23 protein-coding genes and 1 pseudogene are annotated in these 20,813 nt (G+C 62.7%); 10 read left to right on the top strand and 14 right to left on the bottom strand.

The features are described from left to right. Positions 1-127: 127 nt before the first annotated feature. Both ACQPW1_RS29910 and ACQPW1_RS29915 read right to left on the bottom strand, forming a co-directional pair. A pseudogene (locus ACQPW1_RS29910) lies at positions 128-538 on the bottom strand (transposase); the annotation flags it as partial. A 109-nt stretch (positions 539-647) separates the two neighbouring features. Further along, positions 648-1,592 carry an NAD-dependent epimerase/dehydratase family protein gene (locus tag ACQPW1_RS29915; protein WP_433655118.1) on the bottom strand — a complete coding sequence of 315 codons (945 nt, stop codon included), beginning with the start codon at positions 1,590-1,592 and terminating at the stop codon, positions 648-650. A gap of 83 nt (positions 1,593-1,675) precedes the next feature. On the opposite strand from ACQPW1_RS29915, the gene ACQPW1_RS29920 reads away from it, so the two are divergent. Beyond that, positions 1,676-2,260, top strand: a complete 585-nt coding sequence (locus ACQPW1_RS29920; RefSeq protein WP_433655119.1) for a TetR/AcrR family transcriptional regulator — start codon at positions 1,676-1,678, stop codon at positions 2,258-2,260. 223 nt (positions 2,261-2,483) lie between these two features. On the opposite strand, the gene ACQPW1_RS29925 is transcribed toward ACQPW1_RS29920, so the two are convergent. Then, a complete protein-coding gene (locus ACQPW1_RS29925) occupies positions 2,484-2,960 on the bottom strand; it encodes a MarR family winged helix-turn-helix transcriptional regulator (protein WP_433655120.1) in 477 nt (158 codons plus the stop codon). Between the two features lie 219 nt (positions 2,961-3,179). After that, a complete protein-coding gene (gene tnpC, locus ACQPW1_RS29930) occupies positions 3,180-4,751 on the bottom strand; it encodes an IS66 family transposase (protein WP_433654008.1) in 1,572 nt (523 codons plus the stop codon). Positions 4,752-4,890: 139 nt separating this feature from the next. Here tnpC and ACQPW1_RS29935 point away from each other — a divergent pair, with 139 nt between their 5' ends. From ACQPW1_RS29935 to ACQPW1_RS29960, 6 genes are all read left to right on the top strand, one after another. Continuing rightward, a complete protein-coding gene (locus ACQPW1_RS29935; protein ID WP_433655121.1) occupies positions 4,891-5,661 on the top strand; it encodes a nuclear transport factor 2 family protein in 771 nt (256 codons plus the stop codon). A gap of 390 nt (positions 5,662-6,051) precedes the next feature. Then, entirely contained in the window at positions 6,052-6,849 is a 798-nt protein-coding gene (locus ACQPW1_RS29940) for a thioesterase family protein (protein ID WP_433655122.1), read from the top strand. Between the two features lie 3 nt (positions 6,850-6,852). Then, on the top strand, positions 6,853-8,127 hold the full coding sequence (locus tag ACQPW1_RS29945; RefSeq protein ID WP_433655123.1) for a YhgE/Pip domain-containing protein: 1,275 nt from the start codon (positions 6,853-6,855) through the stop codon (positions 8,125-8,127). 184 nt (positions 8,128-8,311) lie between these two features. Beyond that, positions 8,312-8,650: a hypothetical protein gene (locus tag ACQPW1_RS29950; protein WP_433655124.1), complete on the top strand. Its 339-nt coding sequence runs from the start codon at positions 8,312-8,314 to the stop codon at positions 8,648-8,650. Between the two features lie 14 nt (positions 8,651-8,664). Further along, complete coding sequence (locus ACQPW1_RS29955; RefSeq protein WP_433655125.1) at positions 8,665-9,264, top strand: Kelch repeat-containing protein; 600 nt, start codon at positions 8,665-8,667, stop codon at positions 9,262-9,264. Further along, positions 9,261-9,881 (top strand): DUF305 domain-containing protein, encoded by a 621-nt coding sequence (locus tag ACQPW1_RS29960; RefSeq protein WP_433655126.1) that lies wholly within the window; start codon positions 9,261-9,263, stop codon positions 9,879-9,881. The genes ACQPW1_RS29955 and ACQPW1_RS29960 overlap by 4 nt, the downstream gene beginning before the upstream one ends. Before the next feature lie 57 nt (positions 9,882-9,938). Here the strand turns inward: ACQPW1_RS29960 and ACQPW1_RS29965 are convergent, their stop codons facing one another. From ACQPW1_RS29965 to ACQPW1_RS29985, 5 genes are all read right to left on the bottom strand, one after another. Beyond that, positions 9,939-10,532 carry a hypothetical protein gene (locus tag ACQPW1_RS29965; protein ID WP_433655127.1) on the bottom strand — a complete coding sequence of 198 codons (594 nt, stop codon included), beginning with the start codon at positions 10,530-10,532 and terminating at the stop codon, positions 9,939-9,941. Between the two features lie 137 nt (positions 10,533-10,669). Continuing rightward, positions 10,670-11,038, bottom strand: a complete 369-nt coding sequence (locus ACQPW1_RS29970; protein WP_433655128.1) for a helix-turn-helix transcriptional regulator — start codon at positions 11,036-11,038, stop codon at positions 10,670-10,672. Positions 11,039-11,073: 35 nt separating this feature from the next. Further along, entirely contained in the window at positions 11,074-11,736 is a 663-nt protein-coding gene (locus ACQPW1_RS29975) for a hypothetical protein (RefSeq protein WP_433655129.1), read from the bottom strand. 100 nt (positions 11,737-11,836) lie between these two features. After that, positions 11,837-12,790, bottom strand: coding sequence for an alpha/beta hydrolase (locus ACQPW1_RS29980; protein ID WP_433655130.1), 954 nt, complete (start codon positions 12,788-12,790; stop codon positions 11,837-11,839). A 62-nt stretch (positions 12,791-12,852) separates the two neighbouring features. Next, complete coding sequence (locus tag ACQPW1_RS29985) at positions 12,853-13,293, bottom strand: DUF6841 family protein (protein ID WP_433655131.1); 441 nt, start codon at positions 13,291-13,293, stop codon at positions 12,853-12,855. A gap of 268 nt (positions 13,294-13,561) precedes the next feature. Here ACQPW1_RS29985 and ACQPW1_RS29990 point away from each other — a divergent pair, with 268 nt between their 5' ends. Next, positions 13,562-14,773 carry a PucR family transcriptional regulator gene (locus ACQPW1_RS29990; RefSeq protein WP_433655132.1) on the top strand — a complete coding sequence of 404 codons (1,212 nt, stop codon included), beginning with the start codon at positions 13,562-13,564 and terminating at the stop codon, positions 14,771-14,773. A 237-nt stretch (positions 14,774-15,010) separates the two neighbouring features. Here the strand turns inward: ACQPW1_RS29990 and ACQPW1_RS29995 are convergent, their stop codons facing one another. The 4 genes from ACQPW1_RS29995 to ACQPW1_RS30010 all read right to left on the bottom strand — a co-directional run bounded on the left by ACQPW1_RS29995 (position 15,011) and on the right by ACQPW1_RS30010 (position 17,305). Then, positions 15,011-15,286, bottom strand: coding sequence for a hypothetical protein (locus ACQPW1_RS29995; protein ID WP_433655133.1), 276 nt, complete (start codon positions 15,284-15,286; stop codon positions 15,011-15,013). An 888-nt stretch (positions 15,287-16,174) separates the two neighbouring features. Continuing rightward, complete coding sequence (locus ACQPW1_RS30000) at positions 16,175-16,741, bottom strand: transposase (protein WP_433655134.1); 567 nt, start codon at positions 16,739-16,741, stop codon at positions 16,175-16,177. After that, positions 16,630-17,058, bottom strand: coding sequence for a hypothetical protein (locus ACQPW1_RS30005; protein WP_433655135.1), 429 nt, complete (start codon positions 17,056-17,058; stop codon positions 16,630-16,632). The genes ACQPW1_RS30000 and ACQPW1_RS30005 overlap by 112 nt, the downstream gene beginning before the upstream one ends. A gap of 88 nt (positions 17,059-17,146) precedes the next feature. Then, positions 17,147-17,305 carry a helix-turn-helix domain-containing protein gene (locus ACQPW1_RS30010; protein ID WP_433665366.1) on the bottom strand — a complete coding sequence of 53 codons (159 nt, stop codon included), beginning with the start codon at positions 17,303-17,305 and terminating at the stop codon, positions 17,147-17,149. A gap of 75 nt (positions 17,306-17,380) precedes the next feature. On the opposite strand from ACQPW1_RS30010, the gene ACQPW1_RS30015 reads away from it, so the two are divergent. Both ACQPW1_RS30015 and ACQPW1_RS30020 read left to right on the top strand, forming a co-directional pair. Continuing rightward, on the top strand, positions 17,381-17,533 hold the full coding sequence (locus ACQPW1_RS30015; RefSeq protein ID WP_433655136.1) for a hypothetical protein: 153 nt from the start codon (positions 17,381-17,383) through the stop codon (positions 17,531-17,533). A gap of 111 nt (positions 17,534-17,644) precedes the next feature. After that, positions 17,645-19,204 carry an ISL3 family transposase gene (locus ACQPW1_RS30020; RefSeq protein ID WP_433655137.1) on the top strand — a complete coding sequence of 520 codons (1,560 nt, stop codon included), beginning with the start codon at positions 17,645-17,647 and terminating at the stop codon, positions 19,202-19,204. 563 nt (positions 19,205-19,767) lie between these two features. Here ACQPW1_RS30020 and ACQPW1_RS30025 read toward each other — a convergent pair. Continuing rightward, positions 19,768-20,805 (bottom strand): LLM class flavin-dependent oxidoreductase, encoded by a 1,038-nt coding sequence (locus ACQPW1_RS30025; protein WP_433655138.1) that lies wholly within the window; start codon positions 20,803-20,805, stop codon positions 19,768-19,770. Positions 20,806-20,813: the final 8 nt, after the last annotated feature.

Raw genomic sequence — 20,813 nt, forward strand, 5'->3', positions numbered from 1 at the left:
GTTGCCAGTAAATTGCCGTGTCTCCATTGTGTGTAGCCCGAAGCTGGCCGGCACTGTACGAATTGGATGAACTGATTCTCAATCCTCGGAAACTGGCTGGCCTTCGGCCATTACCTCCGAGCTTGCGCAGGTGGATCTTCGATCCGCTCTTGCTCCGGTCGACCGGGTTCAGGCCGGTCAGGGATCCCCTTTTTCGGCCCGCACGGACGCGCCGTCGCAGACCGCGCGTGACCAGTCGATCAAGCCCGCGCTGCCCAACTCATCGAGGACAGCGCGGTGTAGCCTGCGCCACAGCCCGGCGTTGGTCCAGTCGGTGAAGCGAGGGTGCGCGGTGGGAACCGTGACCCCGAACGACGGTGGCAGATACCGCCAGGCGCAGCCCACTGGTCAGCACGTACACGATCGCGGTGAGCACCGCGCGGTCGTCCACTGGCGCGGCGCCACCACCTCGAGGTCGAGGGGCGAACCCCGGGATCAACGGTTCAGCCAAGGCCCACAACTCATCCGGCACCCGCCGTAGCGAAAGCTGCTCCACCACAACAGATCAACCAACACGAGCTAGCGAATCACAACCACGTAAGACACACTCTAAGCAATCGCCCCACACCGGCGAAACATCGGCAGGTGTTGATGGGTGCGCGGTGTGGTCAGGAGAGAGCGGCGATGCCTTCGGCAAAGGTGACGATCGGCTTGTAGCCGAGCTCGTGACGAGCCTTGTCGATATCGTAACGCCTTGGCAGCGATAGGAATTCGACTTCGAACGGCGTGATCGGCGGCCGTCCCGGCAGCGGCAGTTTCGACCACAACCACTCACTCGCACGCGCCACCGGATACAGCACGCGCGACGGTATCGAACGCTGTGGCATGGGCGCGCCCTGGGCGCCCAGGACACCGACCAGGAACTCGCGGATCGGCATGGATTGCCCGTTGGTGACGAAATAGGTAGCGCCCGAGGTTCCTTCGGTCAGCGCGGCGACCACGGCCGCGGCGACATTGTCGACATGAACATGTTCGAAGGCGGCCGTGCCGTGATCGACCAGCGGTAGCTTGCCCGCTCGGGCACGGGCGGCGAACTCGGCCAACTGTGCCGAACCCTGCCCCCACATGAAGGGCGGCCGCAGCACGATGGTCTCTATGGAACCTCGATGCGCTCGAATCGCCTGCTCCGCTTCGATTTTGGCGCGCCCATAGCCCGAACTGGGGTGCGCCGGCGCTGGCTGCGCCTCGGTGATGTCCAGCAGCGGTTGGCCATGCTGCAGTACCGCCTCACTACTGATGTAGACGAAGCGCCGGACGTGGTGGGCGTCGGCCGCCACGAGCAGATCGCGTGTCGGCACCACGATGGCCTTCTCGTACTCATGCCAGGGCGACCAGGCCGTGACCAGGCCGCCCAGGTGGGCGACCGCATCCATACCCGACAGCTGGTCCTGCCACTGTGTCACGTCGGTTAAATCGCCGGTGACGACAGTGGCACCCTCCACCTCGCGGCCGCCACCACGGACCAGCGCCACCACCTCATGCCCCTCACCGACCAGCCGGTGTACCACACGACGACCCAAGAACCCGGTAGCCCCTGTGACGAAGACCTTCATGAGCCCTCCTCATAGTCGTTGTCGATTGACTCATCCCAGAGTACGCCAGTAAGTGGAACGATCAACATAGTATGATGTGTGCTGTGCCACGCCCACCATCCGATTCCCGGCGGCGCCTGCTGGCCGCCACCCGCGAGCTGTTGCAGCGGCAGGGGTATCAGGCCACCGCAATGAGCGAGATCGTCGCCGCCAGCGGCGCGCCACGCGGGTCCTTGTACTACCTGTTCCCGGGCGGGAAGGAGGAGCTGGCGGTAGCCGCGATCGCCGAGTCCGCAGCGGAGTTCACCGACCTCATCCGGGAGACAATGGCGCGATCCGGCGATGCCCGCGAGTTCTGTGAACTACTGGCCGACCGACTGAGCGAAGGGCTGGTGCGCACCGGCTATCTCGGCGGGAGCCCGGTCAGCGCGGTGACACTGGATTCGACACCTCGATCCGCAGCGCTGACCGTCGCCTGTCGCGAGACCTACCGGCAGTGGCGTGCCGCACTGGCAGCCGCGCTGGTGCAGTACGGCGCACCGCCCGACCGAGCTGCCCGGCTGGCCACGCTCATGCTTTCAACTGTGGAAGGCGCGCTGATCATCGCGCGTGCCGAATGCTCGACCGAGCCGCTCGAGGACGTCCGTCCGGATCTGGTCGATCTCGCGATCGCGGCAACCGAGATGTAACCGGTCCGTGATCCCGTTCCGTTGTAGCCAACCGATGACATTGTGACGCTCCACGAGCGGCCGCTGGGGGGATCCTGAACCGGACTACCATCAGCCAACCAGCTTGGTCCAATACACCGAACTGCGGCAGGATCCGCATCGCCGCGCCCCGCCCGACCACCACCTTCGCTTACTACTGCTTGCCGTGAAGAAGACCCACTCCTGAAGCACCAACCAGATCGGGTCAGGTCCCCGCGGTGTCGCGATAGGTATCGATGTTGCCGAGCAGCCGGTCGCAGAGGGCATCGAGATGCTCGACCTGCGTGGTGTCGAGTCCGTTGAACACAAGGGCTTGGATCGTCTGGTGGTGGCCTGGCCGGGCGGCCGCGAGTTCGGCGCGGCCGAGATCGGTCAACACAATCAGCCTCGCACGGTAATCGTGCGGGCTCGGGTCGCGCCGCACCCAGCCGCGCTTTTCCAGCCGCGTCACCACCTGCGAGGTCCGGGGAAGTGAAGAATGCGCCACGCGGGCCAGCGCGCTGAGCTGAAGCGTCTGAGCCGGCGCCTGGGCCAGTAGCGCGAGTGCGCTCCACTCGAAATGTGTCATGCCCGCGCTGTATTGCAACTGAGTCTCGAGCGCCGCAGGAAGCTCGAACAGCAGTACTGCCACCTTCTGCCATAACTGACGCTGCGTGTCGCTCAACAACGGCGGTTTGCCCATGCCACCGATTCTATACCAGACAACGCACATCATGACGCAAAAGTTAACTCTTTAACTGAAGACGACACTTGTACGATATACAGCGGTGTAGTGGCTATCACACTTGACATCATCAATCACTTGATTAATTGTAAACATTCAGCGCCGTTGCTGACCTGCGGTTTTCGGGTGTGAGGGTGTGCCCGGCCGGTGTGCGGTCGGGTTGCTGTCTGGGAGTGGTTAGACGGGGACAGGATCGGGTGGGATCCAGGGACGTCCGGTCAGGGCGTCGCGTAGGACGTCGAGGGCTGCGTGACCGTGTTTAATGGCGGTGGAGACGTATCCGCGGATGCGCCACCGGTCTTCGGTGCGGTCTTCGCTGGTGAGGCGCCCGGAGATGTTCTGCTGAATTTTCGCGGGCCGCAGGTCGCGTTCGGCTTGGTTGGAGGTGGGTGGGACGCGCAAGTCGGTCGTGAAGCGCAGTACGTCGGCTTCGCGGTCGCGCAGGCATTGCAGCAGCAGGCGGGCTTTGCGTTCCCCGGGCCGGTCACCGTGGCGGACGGTTTCGGACAACCCGACTTTCACCCCGTCCCGCAGCCGGGTGATCAACTCCTGGGCCGCGCCCTTCTCGATCGCCGAAAGGTTCTCCGCGCGTGCCAGATTGGCGTGATGGATCAGCCCGCGCAGGGAGTCCGCGACCTGGGTGGGCCATTCGGCGTCGGGATAAACCTCGGCCGCGCCGGTGAGATCTCGGAGAAGATGGGCGCAGCACAACTGGTGGATGAGCGCTCCGAGGTGGTCGGAGTCGTAGTTGACGTAGCGGTCGTGCACCACGATCGCGCCGGCGGCGGCGAGGTCTTTGAGCACGAACGCTTTGAACGTCTCGAGGTCACGGCCACCGAGCAGGTAATGGGTATAGAGATCGGTGGCAGCGACCAGCAGATACTTGTCGGCTTTCTTCTTCCCCGCCTTCGGGGCGGCCGGGCCGACCCGGATCGGTGTTTCATCGCAGCACACCACGTGCGACACCACGATCAACGCCCGGATGCGTGCCTGCACCGCACCCAATGTGGCCGCGGTGCGGGCCAGCATGGCGTGCACGAACCCCGCACTCGGTGCGGCACCGGTCAACGCTGCCAGCAACGCCACACATCGTTGGACCGGAAGATGATGTACGACAAGGAGATAGACGGCCAGAGCTTGCAGATTCGGGCCGTAACCCACCGGGCCCGACCGGGCTCCGTCCGGGCGCGACGCGGCGTGGGTGCGCCCGCACCCGCAGGCGACCTCGTGGCAGTCGAACTGGGTGACGCGCACGGTCACCTCCGGGATGTCGTGGCGCTGATACCGGTCCACTATTCCCAGATCCTGGCCACCGGCCAGGTCCGCACCACAATCGCATGTGCCTTGCGGGAACAGGTTTTCCGTCGCGTTCGGGTCTTGGGTCCACGCCAGATTCGTGCCAGGGGACCCCGGCTGCTTGCCCCGTTTACGCTGCTGGACAGCAGGGTTCGGCTTCTTCTGTTTCTCCGCCGGGGGTTTGTGGCCCGGATCGTCGTCCCGCGACGGCGGCATCGAGGAGTTACCCGAGTTCCGAGTCAGTAAATGCTCGAGCCGCGCTACCCGAGCGACCAGTTCCGCATTCGTCTCCGACAACGCCGTCACTGCCGCGGTCAGCGCCGCGATCTGCTCATCACGTCGGTCAACCTGCCGATCACGCTGCGCCAGAAGCTCTCTGAGCTCCTCGACTCCCAGCTCAACCGGCACCCCCACATCGTGCACCACCAGCACCGATACCACCAACTGCGACACCGCACGCCCCCGACAACCATCCAGCTACCGAACCGGCTGAATGTTTACGATTAATTCTCTAACTGAACTGCCAATGGTCGCGGACCCCTACCGCCGACGGCAGCCCGTGTTCCGAACATCGACCGAACGGAGCAATGCGATGAACAGAAACAAGGACATCGTTGTGCAGGCCGCCAAGGAAATGCTCGTGGACGTGGATCTCAGTGCGGCGGATCGCTGGGCTGCCCCTGACTATCGCGAGAACAGCGCACAGTCCCCGAGTGGTGCAAACGGGTTGCGTCACTTCGTACTCAGTCAACAACCCCATATTTTCGACTATCGACTTGAGCGAGTGATCGGCGATCAGGATATGGTCGCGCTACACGGCGTCTACGAGTACATCGACACCGTTGGTCCGATGGTGGTGGCGTTCGATGTCTTTCGTGTGGAAGCGGGCAAGCTCGCTGAGCACTGGGCGGTGCGACAACCTGTCGTCACCATCACCACGAGCGGTCGGACCCAAGTCGACGGCCCGACTCAGGCCACCGCCCCGGAACTGACCGAGGCAAGCCGCAAGGTCGCCGTGGGCTTCGTGCAGACCGTCCTGTTCGACCGGCAACTGGATCGCATCGGCGAATTCGTCGCCACCGAGCACTTCGCACAGCACAATCCCACCATCGCCGATGGGGTCGACGCGTTGCGCGCCTCGCTCGAACTGGACGCCGCCTACGGGATGCCCATACACGACCCGGTTCTGCACTACGCGCTGGCCGACGGCGAATTCGTCCTGACCATGTCCGAGGCAATGCGAGACGACATCTCTATCGTCTTCTATGACTTGTTCCGCGTCACCGACGACAAGATCGTCGAACATTGGGACGTCATCCGCCGAACCCCCGCCACGCTCGCCCACCGCAACCCCCTGTTCTGACCTACTGTCGCCTCTGATCACGCCGAGGCCGGGGTGAGACCATTCGACCAACATCGTCCAACGATGTTCGGCGACGACCAAAGGTAGAGCTCGGGGAGACAGGCGCCCACAGATTTGGATCCATCCGGATGCCTGCCGCTAGATCTTGTCGACGGTGGTTCGCGGAGTCGGATTGTGCCCGGCGACAAAACATCACTGTCTCCGCGCGCCCCAGCGCCAATGACCTTCTGCAGTTCTCTAGGCAGCATCGTAGGTACACAAAACCAGAGCTCTTCCGTCGCGACTGTTCGACCGTTATTGCGACAGGGGTAGGCGCAATTCACCGACCTCGATCTGTCACCGGAGTCATGCGAGCCGCAGCGTTGAACAGCGAGACAGGAAAGGGGCCTGATGAATACCTTCTCGGCAGTTACCGCTGTCACACGTAAATCGCAGAGCCATTTTACCGCCGAGGTCAGTTCTCGATGGACTGTCGGCCATGTTCCCAACGGCGGCTACCTTCTCGCCATCGTCGCTCGTGCGGCAGCCGGTGCGTCGGCGCACCCCGATGTGCTCGCCGCTTCCGCCCAATACCTGCGGCCTCCCGATATCGGTACGGTCGAGATCGAGGTCGAAGTAGTGCGCGTTGGCACCGGTGCGAGCCAGCTGCGCGCACGACTGGTCCAACACGGAATCATATGCGTCGATGCACTTCTCATCATGGGCACCCTGAAAGCCGATACTCAGGAATTCTGGCGACGAGCGCCGGAACCCACCAAGGCAATCCTCGCGGACTGCACCAGAATTCCTTCCACCATGCCGAATGGCATGCCGGCGGCGATCATGGCCGAGATCGATGCTCGACTCGACCCGGACAGCATGCGCTTCGTCACACAGGGGCCGACTGGACGCGGAGAACTGCGTGGATGGCTGACACTGCCCGACAATGAGCGCTTCGATCCTTTCTCGCTATTGTTCGCGGTGGATTCGTTCCCGCCCGCGACACTGGATATAGCTGACGGCGGATGGGTACCCACTCTGCAGCTGTCCGCATACGTGCGCGCCTTGCCAGCACCTGGACCGGTACGGATTCTGCAGAAGGCTCATCTGATCGAAGGGCGGCGGGTCGATGAATCATGTTATGTCTGGGATAGCACTGGGCGTCTTGTCGCCCAAGCGACCCAGCTGGCCAGCATCGGGCTGGGCTGAACCATGAGAATTACCCATGACTTCGCTCGCCACCCGGCGACCTGGCTACCGCCGCTGCTGCTCTTGCTCATACTCGCCGCCGCGTTGCCTGCCGTCTACCTCGGCGGCACTATCAATCCCAGTGGCAATTTACGCGACCTCCCGATCGGAATAGTCGTCGAACCACAGACCAGCACCGCCAACAACGCCGCCGACCAAATCCGCGACGCCATCTCGAGCGCCGTGAACCACAACGCCATCGACCTCATCCCGATGACCGCCCAGGACGAACAGCAAAAGATCGGCACGGGCAAAATCTTCGGCGCAGTGCGCATCCCCGCAGACTTCAACGCCGAGATCGCGCGCCTGACAACCGTAGCCGCCGGACCGCCCGCGCGCGCTGTCGTACACCTCGACACCGCCCCAGCAACCGGCGCTATGAGCACAGGACTGTTTACCGGACAAGTGGCGCCCGTGATCTCCGCGGTCGACACGGGTTTCGGAAAAACCATTGCCCTCGACCCGCCCACCGTGTCGGCCGCGACCGCGCTCGCTACCCCGTTCGCCGTACTCACGGCTCCGCTGGAACCCCTTCCCGCCCATACAGGTTCAGGCACCAGCATCTTCTACTACGCCATGGTGCTGGTGCTGCTCGGCTTCGTCGGTGCCTCTGTGATCCACCCGATCGTTGATTCAGCCAGCGGCTTCACCCCCAGTGAACTGGGGCCCAAGGTTCAGCGACGCCAATACACCCACTTGCCTCGACTGCATATCCTGCTCGTCAAATGGTCGGTGATGATCGCCGCGGCCCCGCTCGGCGCCGGCATCATCCAGCTCGTCGCGGGCAAAGGACTTGATATGCCGATCCCCGCACCTACGCAGCTGTTCCTGTTTTCGGCCTCAACCATCGCCGCGATCGGCATCGGCGCACTCACGGTGTTCGCCATATTCGGAGCCTTCGCCCCGCTGGTCAACATGTTCTTCTTCGTAGCCCTCGCCATGACCTCTTCGGCGGGAACCATTCCCCTCCAAGCAATCCCCCAATTCTTCCGCGTAATCGCCACGTTCGAACCGATGCGTCCGATCATCACCGGTCTGCGATCAATCCTGTACTACAACTCCTCCCCCTTGTCCGGCCTGCGCACAGCGTGGATCCACGTCGCCATCGTCGGCGGCATCGGAGCGACCACCGGACTCGTCGCCACCCACCTGTTCGACCGCGTCCCGTCCTTCACCAGACACCCCGACCTCGCGAAGAGCGCACCCCTCCCTTCCGAAACCATCGACTCCGCACGATAGGCGCGAATCCATCGCCACATCCGGGGCAACGCTGTCGACCCCACCCGGGCGGTTCGACCACGCCGTCGAACTCGGTCCGCGTCGATCCACCAGCGAGCGCTACTCCATGGCTACATTCATAGCGGCATTTCGCTAGGGAATGCTTGTAGCCACGCTGGTTGACCTGCTCAGAGAGGTCGTAGCGATGCGGATACTGTTCACCGAAGCCATGTGCGTAGCTTTGGCGTGCGCGATTGCCCCGCCGTCATCGGCCAATCTGACCTCCGACTGGCAGTGGGCACCGGCGCCTCCTGCCGCGATCCAGGAGGTCGGGGCGGTAATGCTAGACGACAACATCTATGTTGCGGGTGGCCTCGGCTTACCTGGCCAGGTCGGCTTGTTCTCCGACAAGCAGTTTCGATTCGACATACCGACCGCCGCCTGGTCCGAAGTCGCTCCGTTCCCGGTGCCGGTGCATCATCTGCAAGCCGTGACGACGGGCGGCAAGATCTACTACTTAGGGGGCTCGAGGGTGCCGCGCTGATCCCGAACGGTCTTGTGTGGCAATACGATCCGAAAACCAACAAGCTCACCGAGCGTGCCCGGATGCCGCTGCAGCGGATTCGAGGCGCCACCGGTGCCGCTGTGCGCGACGGCAAGATCTACGTGGCGGGCGGGCAGCGCGACTACCTCGCTTTCGGCTATTTCGATGAATGCCCAGCAACCGACACCTGGACCGCACTACCAGATCTGCCCAACCCACGCGAGCATCTGGGCGCCGCCATCGTCGGGGACAAGTTCTACGCGGTCGGTGGCCGGTTCGTCGTCCAACCGGCCTTCATTCGCCCGACCGACGTCTTCGACTTCTCGAAAGGCAGCTGGAGCACGATCGCACTCATCCCACACGGGCGTGGCGGTCTCGCTGTGGTACCGATCGGGGACATGATCTACGCCATCGGTGGTGCAGGAATCGGCCCGTCCTTCACCGATAACGAGGTACTCGACACACGTTCGCTGAGATGGTCGACCCGAGAGCCCATGAAGCGCGGGCGTCACGGAATTCAGGGCGTCGCAGCGGATGGGAAGATCTATATCGTCGGCGGAGCGTCCTACAGCGTCTATCTTCCCGAGGCCGATATGCAGGTCTACGTTCCATGACCGTGCGTGCGCGTCAGCTGACCGCCATCGCCTGCGTGGTGCTTACAGCCACCGCCGCGGGTATCTGGATCGGCCGTTCTACCGGACCGAGCCCATCGGCGTCGAGCACCCACGAACCCGGCCCCGTCGACATCGGATTCGCCCGGGATATGGCCGAACACCACAGCCAAGCGGTGACGATGTCATTAATCGTCCTCGAGCAATCCGCAGCACCGGAAATTCGTGTGCTTGCCCGCAACATACTCACCGCGCAGCAACTGCAGATGGGCCAGCTGAAGGGGTGGCTGTTGCTGTGGAACATGACAGAACAGGCAAGCCATCCCATGGCGTGGATGCCGCATCGGCAGCACCCTGACCACTCCGACACGTTCCATCCGCAAGTGATGCCAGGCATGGCGTCCGGGCCGGACCTGACCGAGCTGGCGACTATGACACCCGCCGATGCCGACCAGCAGTTCCTTCGCCTGATGCTGAACCATCACCACGGAGGAATCGTCATGGCGCAGTTCGCCGCCGACCACGCGTCACTGTCTGAGGTCAAGCAGCTGGCGTCGGCCATGGTGTCCGCCCAGCAAATAGAGATCGCGCAGATCGACTATTTGTCAGCTCAACATTGATACGAGAAGATCCGACACTTTCGACGCGAAAATACAGTTCCTCGCACTGACCGGGTATCAGAATGGGGTCATGGCTCCGAAGGCGGAGAAGCAGAAGGCGCCCACACCGACCGCACCCATGATCGCGGCAGGTACCGCGCCGACGATGAAGAACGCCAGGCCCAATATCCCGAAGGTGATGGCGCCCACGAACCCGCAGATCAGACCGAAGACCAGCCCGCCGATCAAACCGGCGTCCTTCAGCTGTGGCTGTACCATATTGCGCATACTGTCGTTGAATGCGACATCGGTAACCGCGATCTGGTTACCAGCAGGACGCAGCGTAAGCGTGGTGCCGTCCCTGTCGATCTCGGGCAGCAGCCGACCCTCACGTCCTGCAGTATTGAATGTAATGGGTAATTGCGCCAGGAGAGTACCGTCGGCTGCGGTCACCGTTACCGACTGTTCATCGGGTGCCACGTCGAATTTGCCGGAGCTCAGGTGCGTGGTCACGCCGAGGTGATCGTCGGATAAGGTGGCGGTGTAGTTCACACCTCGATCACTGCCGCCGGCAATGAAGGGAATTTCCGATTCGCCGTGCGCGGTGCCTGCTGCGACGAGGGTGGCCGCGATGGCTACAAGTGATGTCGATACGAATTTCCTGGAATTCATGTGATTGCCTCTCACTCGACGCTGATCAACTAGCATTTCCTTGGATCGAGACGCATCTGACTACACAATTGACAATGCCACGGCGACGCAAAAAGGTCGTTGGCGCCAGGGCGCCCAAACCCAACCCAATTCTGTGCTCATGCACAACGATGCTTCGATCTGGACAATGCGCAATCTTCCTCGAAGCCGCCGTCAACGCCGACGAGCCGAGACGCCCGCTGCCAAGTGTGGCGCGGCGGCGCCTCGGTGCGATCAGACCGTTCGAGGGCTTCTCGTCGCCAGTCGCTGGGCGTCATGCCGTAGGCGGCGCGGAATCGCCGGGTGAAGTGCGCAGGGCCTCGGACTGTAGGCAATCGCTGCGATCGTCCGATGGCGAGTGTAGGGTCGAGCGAGGTCGTCGCGGACGCGCACGAGTCGTTGGGTAATGATCGATTTCTCGAGGCTGAGTCCCGCGCGGGCGCATACTTTGTATAGATAGCGGACCGAAATGTTGTGGGCGCGAGCAATTATGGCCGCGTTCAGGTCGGGATCGGACAGTTGGCTACGCACGTATGCGCGAATCTGGGTAACCGAAATATCTTGGGGAACAGCGGTGCCATTTTCCTTGCGGTGAGTGGCTACCGACATCAGGAAGGCGCGCACCAGCTCCACACAAGCATCGCCAACAGCCGAAGCCCCGACATCGCTCCCTATCTTTGTCGCCGACGTCACTGGTCAGCGCCATGTGCTTGGCGAGAAAGCGATACAACGGGCTACGTTGTGGCCGAATCAGGGCGGTGCGGATCGTCTCGACCGACAGACCCAGTTGCTCGCGCGAGACGAACACCGACAGCCCTTGCCCACCGCGCCAGTCGATCTCGTACGGCAGATCGAGATCCTGGCTGGCCAGCTGACCCGGCGCGATCTCATGTTGAGTCTCGGCGCAAGTCAGACGCACACTGCTGTATTGCTGTAGTTGGACCGCGAGCAACGAAATAGGTGAATTCCGAATCTGTTTCGGCGTTCGAGCCACGGCCAAACCGGACATTACAGCTCGATGCATACGAAGCTGCCCGAACTGCCAGCTTTCGTGACGCGCGTAGACCGAACCGCGCCAGGGGCTGTGCATGATGTACGCCGGCACGGACACCTCCTGCAGGGCGGACGCCACCACATCCGCCCGGTCGCACGGATCGAATTGGTCGGTGTCCAGAACAATTACCATACCGTTCCCTATGTTGTCGACTCGAGTTCCGGTATACGCAGTCGATCAAAGACTGTGCTCGCCAACAATTATCGGCATCGCACGCGCCGAATGGTCGAGATCAGGCGGATTGCAATTCGACCGCTTCCTGATCGGACGGCTGCTGTTCCGGCAGCATGGTCGTGATCCACTCGGCGGCCTCGTCGATTGCTTGGCGGCCTGCCGCGAGTTCGTGGTGGAACCAGGGAAAGCAATGGATCATGTGCGGCCAGACTTTGAGCGTGACCGCCGACCCGCCGAGGGCGGCTCGGGACGCGACGGCCAGGGAATCGCTCAGCAAGACCTCGTCGGAGCCGACGTGAAGCAGCAGTGGCAGGTCGTGGCTGAACTTGCCGAATACCGGTGAGGCCAGCGGATCGGTGGGATCGTGGTCGCCGAGGTAGATATCGGCGAGATCGGACAGCGCGGTTCGGCTGAGCATCGGGTCGTGGTCTGCCGATATGGCGTACGACTTGCCTGACTGGGTGAGGTCGGCCCATGGGCTCATGAGATAGGCGGCAGCAGGTGTCGGTAGTCCGCTGGCCGCGGCACGTTGCGCGACGATCAGCGAAAGTCCACCGCCTGCGGAATCTCCCGCGACGATCACCCTGTCGGCGGTAACGCCGTCGAGGGCGAGCAGCCCGCGGTAGGCCTCGAATGCGTCATTGGCCGCTGCCGGGTACGGGTTCTCCGGCGCGCGCCGGTAGTCGACAACGTAGGCGGCTACCCCGGCCCGCTGTGCGAGGTTGCCAACGAGCGCCGCGTGACCGGCCGGGCTACCACTGGAATAGCCACCGGCATGGAAGTACAGCAGCGCGCCTCGCGTCCGCCCGCTCACCGGGTACAGGACCTCAGTGGGCACGCCACCCAGCGTCGACGACGAACGAGCCATACCGTCGGGGAACGGCGCGGACAGCCCGTACGCTTCCTGAGCCTGCCGCGACTCTGCAACGGGCGGATTGATGTTCGGGTTCACTCCCCTGGCGACCAGCGTCTGGCGCAAAGCGATGATATCGAGCGGCGGAATATGATCCATATCGCAACTACCTCCGATGTCGATGGCTCGCAGATCGTGGTGCCGACTGCCGGAACGAACGATCAAGCCACGGGTGCAGGATTTTGGCGCGAAGCACAAGCATCGATGCGCCAGCCCAGGTCGGTCTTGACCACGAAATACACCCAGCGGATAACATGGAAGACCTTGCCTTCGCCGTTGTAGCGATTCCACGTTATTTCCACCAGGGCGGCGCGATCATTAATCAGGTCGACCGTGCGGTCGGTAATGGTATGCCCCGCGTATTCATTGCATCGCATGGTCTCGATGTATTCCATGTAGTAGGGGATCCTCGCGTCGATACCCGCTTGACCCAGGTAACCCGACTCGTTCGTTCCGGTCCAGGTCCAGGTCATACAGTCCCGGCAGAGGTCCCGAATGTTGGCCTCTTCGTCCCCGTACTCGAAAACCATCTTTTCGCAGCCGCTGACATACCGGTCGAATAATGTTAAAATATCGTCTTTCACAGCCGTGTCGATACCCATACGAATCACCCTTCCGATGAGTCGATCCATTCGGTCGACGTCTGCCTACCCGATCGACGATGCCACGGCAGTGCAAAAAGGTCGTTGGCGCCAGAGCGCGCAAAATCCAACCCGATCTGTGCGCACGCACAATCAGGCGGCATCATCGGCCTCAGCCGTCTGTGCGCTCGCCTGGAGCCAGGCGCCTACAGCGTTCATCGCCACTGCGGCCGCGAACACACCCCGCGCTGAGGACGAACTGAGTATCGATGGAAGGTATCGTGCTGACATGACCGCTCGGGCTTCTGCCATGCCCCGTGAGCTGGTGGAATACGGTGTGACGGCGCTGACGAAGGTGGATGAACTCGCGGCGGAGCTATCGCGGCGGGTGATCGCCGCGGAGGCGGAACTGGCGGTGGGTGTGCTGGTTCCGGCCGAGGACGCTTACCAGGTCTGCGTGGACATGCTGACCGAGTTCTATCGGTACCTGGCCGGCGAAGCGCCGCTCGACCCGCGGGTGGTGCGCGGACTCGGGCGGCGGCGGGCGGAGCAAGGCGTGCCGTTGTCGGCAGTACTGCACGGGTTCCGGATCGGCGGACGCTTCATCTGGGAAACCTTGGCCGCCACGGCAGACCTTGCCGATCGCCGCCACGCCGAGGCTGTCCTGTCGCAGGCGACCGTCTTGTGGACTGTTTTGGACGACTACTCGACCGAACTGCGCGAGGCCTACGGCGAGGCGGTCGCATCGCGCACCCGTCAACAACAAACCGAACGCAACCACCAACTCGACACCCTTCTCAAAGGCGGATCAGAGCTCGGCGCTCGATGGGCCGCAGCCGATGCTCTCGGCCTGGCCAAGCATGGACAGTTCCAGGTGATGATCGTGGACGAACCAGCACCCGAGACCGACCACATCTGCGCCTCAGCTCTAACCCGCGGAGGCATTGCTTCGGTGTGGCGGGTTTCCTCCGATCAGCTGGCCGCGGTGCTGACGCTGGGGCCGCGCGCTTCGGCGCAGGATCTGGACAAGGCACTCGCCGGAGTTCAGCACGCCGGGGTCGGCGTCAGCCCGGTGTTCGAGCAGATCAGCGACGCTGGGCTCGCACATCAACGCGCGCGGATCGCGGCGGCCTGCGCGTCGTCCGGCACCGCCGAGGTTCGCCACTATGGCGATGATCCGATCGCCACACTCGCCTCGACCGCCTCCGATACCGCCCGCTACCTCGCAGTCCAAGTCCTCGGCTCAGTGTTCGCCCTGCCAGAGCACGAACGCGCCTCCCTCTTGGAGACACTGCGAGCATGGTTCACCGCCGGTGGTTCAACCGATGTGGCGGCTACGGCGCTGTTCTGCCACCGCAACACCGTGCGTTACCGGCTTCGGCACTTGGAAGAGCTGACCGGCCGTCGATTGACCGACCCACGCGATGCGGCTCAGCTGTATCTCGCCGTGGAGACAGTTGTGCAGCATGACGAAGAGGGGTTCGTCGCGGAAAAGAGCTGACCTCTCGATACGCAACCTTTCCGCACGCGCCGAAAACCGAACCATTGCAGGCACCGACAGGTTGTGCTCAACTCCGGGTAGTTCCTCGAATCTGCCGTGCGGGATAACGCGACGAGTTGCCGCAGTGGCCATGACGGGCGGATGTCATGCTGCGGGGAATGAATGTCATGACGACAGTGGAGTCGGCCAGCCAGCGGAGCACGTCGGGTTCGCGAATCCACTGCACGAACGACGCGCTCAGTGCGCCGTGAACGCCTGGTTCCCGTCGATCTCGATGTCGGCTTCCAGATACCGCGAGGACTCGTATGCCTGGAACCAGGTGCGGTCCTTGCGCAATCCGTGCCCGTCGACGCCGACAATGGACCTGACTCGGTCGGCGAAGGCCGAACGGACGACCGGATACGTGCTCGGCGGCATCTCCCCGCTCAGGATGATCCTGCGCGTAACGCACCAGGTCCGAGCCCAGGAATGGCCGAGTACAACCCAGCCGTCGAAACCTCCGGCTCGCCGCACCGCTACGATATCGGCGACTGCCTGACCGAGGTTGTGCGGCCCACCCTCAGAGCGTCCAACACCCCTGGTTTCCGGATACCACGCCGCATCCCCCCGAAGTGCCAGCCCGTCGTTCTCGCGGTAGAAAACAGCCCGGCCCACCGGACAGAACCACGACATCCGGACCATGTCCAGTGACACCGACGTGCAGCCAGTGCAGCGTCCAGGAAGGTCGGTGCGGTAATAGGGGTGCCGGGTTGCTGATCTGCTCCACCGGCAGCGATGCTGCCGGTGCCGAGTTGTAGTAGGGGATTGATCGTAGGCCGGTGATGATCGGATACATCGGTTCGAATTCTGCGATTGCGCGGAAGATCGGAGTGTTACTTGGAGGAGGATGGTTCCTGGGTGTTAACCTAACCTGACATTAGCCTCGCTGACCTGCCTCGATCCAGATTTTGACACGGTCTTACAGCCACGCGGATTGCTCTGCCTTTCTAGCTATTCTCTGATCGACACCTCGAGTCGCGAACGAACGGAAGGGAAAGCGCATGGGATCAGCAGTCGGTTTGATGGGTTCGACGGCGGTAACCGTTGGGGGTCTTATCGGGGCTGCACTTTTGCCCTTCGCGGTTCCGTTTGTCGGCTCCGTAATAGCTCCAGTGGTTGCTGGCGGTGCCATTGTCCTGGGGTTTGCCTCACTAGTGCTCAGTACCCTCGGGATGGGATGACGACCCTGCCGCCCTGTGCTGTGACGGCCCGCGCCGATCAGCACGGTGGCGGGCTGTCGGTCAAGTAAGGTTTTACGCATTCGCCATTTGCGTCTACACCACCGCGTAAGCATGAGCGCTGCTGTCGGCCGAGCTGATCAGCTCGGCCGACACGCTTTTGCAACGACGGGCTCGTCGTCAGTCACCTCGGCGGGTACTGCCGTGACAATAGTGTGCGTACTGACCGACCTGTTCGGTGCTGTATACGCCTTTGAAGTGCACATTGCCTTGCGCGATGAATGTCTCGCCCCATCAGCGGCCGGCCACCATGTGCGCGAACCACGCGCTCTGCGGCTAGTGCCTCGTCAAGCAACGTAGGGCAGGTAATCGGGCAGCCGGATCTTGGAGTTGACGGCGAAGTCGCGTTTGGGTCGATGTGCTGGTTTCGCCAGCGAATGTAGGCGGCGATGGCGTCGTCTTGTTCGCCGTGGCTGTGGTGGTCGGTGCGGTTGAGGGCGAAGTAGCGCAGCGCGGCGAACTCGGACTCGATCCAGTTCAGCCACGAGGAGTAGGTGGGTAAGAACACCAGCTCGGCGTTGTCGGCAGCGGCCCACTCTTGGGCTTCGGCCCGCTTGTGCGGGGAGAAGTTGTCCATGATCAGGTGCAGCTTCTCGCCCGGCCACCGTTGGCGAAGGGTCTTGAGGAAGGCCAGAAATTCCTGCCAGCGCTTGCGTTCTCGGATGCGGCAGCAGATCTTGCCGGTGGCCAAATCGAGTGCGCCGAGCAGGTGCGCACCCCGTGGGTGCGGTGATAGGTCGCGCGCAGCCGTTTGGGCCGGCGTCGGGGATACCAGCCGCGACCGGCGCGCGGTTGCAGGTTCGGCAGCCCGAACTCGTCCACGCAGAACACTCGCCCGTCGGCGGGCGCGTTGTCGTAGAGGTCGAGGATTCGGGCCATCTTGTCGGTGAATTCGGGGTCTTTGCCTGCTTTCCAGGTCGCTGTGGCCTGCCACGACACCCTCTCGGCTTTGAGGATCTGGCGCAGCGTCTCGCGGCTGATGTCAGCAATCTTGTTCTGGCGCAACACATCACAGAGCTTGGACAGGCTCCCACCGAGAACGGCCACCCCGGATCACGGAGACAGCACCGAGCGATCTGACCGATACGCTCACGCGTCATCTTGTCGGTCTTGCTCGGCCTGCCCCGCTCCATTTTGGGTCCAGTGCCGCGAACCCTTGTTCGTTGAACTCGTGGATCACTTGGCGCGCATAGCCTTCCGAGACCTGCATCAACCGACAGATCAATCCCACCGGCTGCCCTTGAGCCGAGGCCATCACTACGATCGCGCGCCGCATCCGAACCGGCTGCTTACTCGTCCGAGAAATCTTCGCCAGCTTTCGACCCTCTTCATGGTCACCGACCGCACAAACACTTCCGGCTTCCGAGCCACCGGCATCACCTCCGCCAGCAGCATCACCGACCGGCCGGACCCGATCGATACGACACCCGGTTACCTGTCGACAGCACGTGAATACTGGATCTGGCACGGTTTGCGTGATTGACCCGACCTGGATTGCCAACGGGCGCTTGATGATCGATCATGTCGCCGGTGTTCTGATCTTGGACCGCTCGCGGTCTTGTTCCCCCATCTGGATGGGCTGCAAATCGACGGCATGACCTCGACCGGGGTTCGGGTAATCCTCGACGTGAGCACCCGTGACGAGGCAACCGCTTGTCCGGGCTGCGGAATGTCATCGCAGCGGGTCCATAGTCGCTACCGGCGGCGGTTGTCCGACACCGCGATCACCGGCCGCGAGGTGGAGATTCGGTTGCGGGTGCGGCGGTTGTTCTGCGGCAACTCCGATTGCGGCAGGAGGACTTTCGCCGAGCAACTGCCAGGATTGGCGGGGCGGCATGCCCGACGCATGACCATGCTGCAGCGCTTGCTATGCGCGGTCGCACTGGCATTGGGTGGCCGTCCGGGTGCCCGGATGACCGGTCATCTGGCAGCCACGGTCAGCCGGATGACACTGTTGCGGCAGATCCGGGCGCTTCCCGATCCGGACCAGGTCACACCCCGCGTACTCGGGGTCGACGACTTCGCTCTGCGCCGTGGACACCATTACGGACCGATCCTGATCAATATCGAAACCCGACGTCCGGTTGACGTGCTCGGCGACCGCACCGCCGACACTCTTGCCGCGTGGCTGCGTGCTCATCCCGGCGTCGAGATCGTGTGCCGGGACCGCGCCGGTGCCTACGCCGAGGGCGTGAGAGCCGGGGCACCCGATGCTCTGCAAGTCGCTGACCGATGGCACATCTGGCACAACCTCGGCGAAGCGGTCGAACACGTCGTGGCCCGACACCGAGATTGCTTGGGCACCACGGCCGTCGGTGAGTGCGAGGTCGAGCCGATGATCGCGCGCCAGCAGCAAATACCGATGACTTCCGGCGTGGTCGAGCCACCAACGGACAGGACGGACAAGTGGGCTGTCCGGACCCGCGAACGCTACGCTGCAGTCCACGCACTGCTCGGCGACGGCCTGAGCATCCGAGCCATCGGCGTCCAGCTCGGGCTTGCCCGAGGAACCGTGCGGCGTTTCGCCCGTGCCGCCAGCGTCGAGGACTTGCTGGTCAACAACGGCACTGGCCAGCGCCGGAGTCTGCTCGAGGAGTTCAAGCCATACTTACAGCAGCGATGGAATGAGGGCTGCACCAACGCAACTCAGCTGTTCCGCGAAATCCAGGAACTCGGCTACCGCGGAGGCCCGAAGATCCTGCTCAACTACCTGCACCCATTCCGCACCACCGGTCACATTTCCCGCGCAGTCTCCAAGCCACCGTCGGTCCGTCGCGTGGTGAGCTGGATCATGAGCGATCCTGCCCGTCTCGATCCCGACGATCAGCAGCGGCTCGACGCGATCCTCGCCAGAAGCGCCGAGCTCACCGCCTTGGCCGGTCACGTCCGAGCCTTCGCGACGATGATGGTCCACCTTCGTGGCCGTGAGCTGGAGCGATGGATGGCCGCCGTCGATGCCGACGACTTGCCCGCCCTGCACTCGTTCGTCCGCGGCCTGCGCCGCGACCTCGATGCGGTCACCGCTGGCTTGACCCTGCCCTGGAGCAGTGGACCGGTCGAAGGGCACGTCAACCGCATCAAGATGATCAAACGCCAGATGTTCGGGCGCGCGAAACCAGACCTACTCCGGAAGCGAATCCTGTTGAGCGACTGAGTAACCCGACCGACCGAATCACCAAATTTGTGCCAGATCCGGGATTCGCGTTCCGTTGACATTACCGAGGGAACCTATCTGGACGAGGCACTAGCTCCCGTCATCGTTGAGTTGAGTTGAGTTCGGTCGATCGCGCAGACCCGCTTGACCACCGCTCGCGATCCTCGTCGGGAATCACTTCCGGTTTCGTCTTCAATTGCCTGTCCTCCAACCGGCTCCGCACATTCCAAGGGGCGGGCTGCCCGGAGTGTCGATCAGGGAACCGAAATTCTGACCGGCGTGCGCGAAGCAACAGTCGTGCCCCTCGAGGTCGGGCCTCAGCGCCTGGCTCATTGACTGACTCACGCATCCAAGTAAGCATCGGCATCCGCGGGCACCCGACACCATATTCACGTCCGCGAAGCGTCACCCCGGAGGAATAAGGGATTCACTTGACTTGACAAAACCGGGCGTCCCGTTTTAACACCAACCACTCGAGATCGCCCGAGCATCAGCTCACGCCACGACGCGCCGTCCAATATCTCAGGCTGACATCGCTGCACCGAGATTGCCCCGATCCGGGCTTATTCCTGGCCTGAATCGGCGAACGCGTCGAGGATGGAACGAAATCCATCCTCGATTTCTTCGTCGGTCAGGGGTGACATATACGGAGCGTGCAGAATGATGTGCGGGTTGGTGCGTTGATATTCTTTGAGTTGGCCCTTTACTTCCTTCGGGGTGCCAGCGACGGCGAATGCTTCGACCAACTTGTCATCCGTTTCTTCGAGAGCGGCGAATCCGGATTTGTAGAGAGCGATACGTAAGGCTTCCTGTTCCCGTTCCAAACCGTAGAACTTGACGACCGAGTCGGTCACGGAGGGGAGGGCCAGGTAAGCGCCGACTTGGAGGCGGGCCCGTCGCATCGCCTCTTCACGGTTGTGGGAGACGGCACAGATCGCGAGCGACACGATTTCAATTGACGCGGGGTCCCGGTTCGAACGCTCGGCTCCCCGCGCGAGGTTGGGTCGTATGTGGTCTTCGATGTAGCTGGGTGACAAGAGTGCACCGATCACGCCATCCGCCTTCTCTCCGGCGAGACGCAACATCTGTGGGCCCATCGCTCCCAAATACATGGGGATACGCGGGCGTGCGAGAGAACGACTGCGGAAGGGGTCGATCGAAGAGCCCCGGAAGCTGTAATGTCTTCCTTCGCAGGACACGTCGCCTTCGGAATTCTGATATTCCCAAGAAGTGCGGACGACATCGATGAACTCTCGCATCCTCCCGACCAGATTTTGCGCATCGTCGGAATGTAGAACCCTCAATAAAGCAGGGACACCGGGACCGATGCCGAGGATAGCGCGCCCTTCGGATATCTCATCGATATCCGCGACGATGTTGGCCATCGCGAAAGGGGAATGGGGGAACGCTTGGGCTACCGCGGTCCCGAGACCGATCCGGCTCGTCACGGCCGCGGCCATGGCGAGTTGAGTGAAGGGACTCCGGTTCACCTCAATAGCCCAGAGGGAACGGAAGCCCGCCTCTTCGGCCCGTCGCGCGTACTCGGGAATCTTGCGCATCGGTAAACCACGCATCGGGATACTGACTCCAAAATGCGACATGCTGGTCT

Origin of the sequence: Nocardia sp. CA-128927 (genome assembly GCF_050955855.1) — a bacterium.
Classification (GTDB): domain Bacteria; phylum Actinomycetota; class Actinomycetes; order Mycobacteriales; family Mycobacteriaceae; genus Nocardia.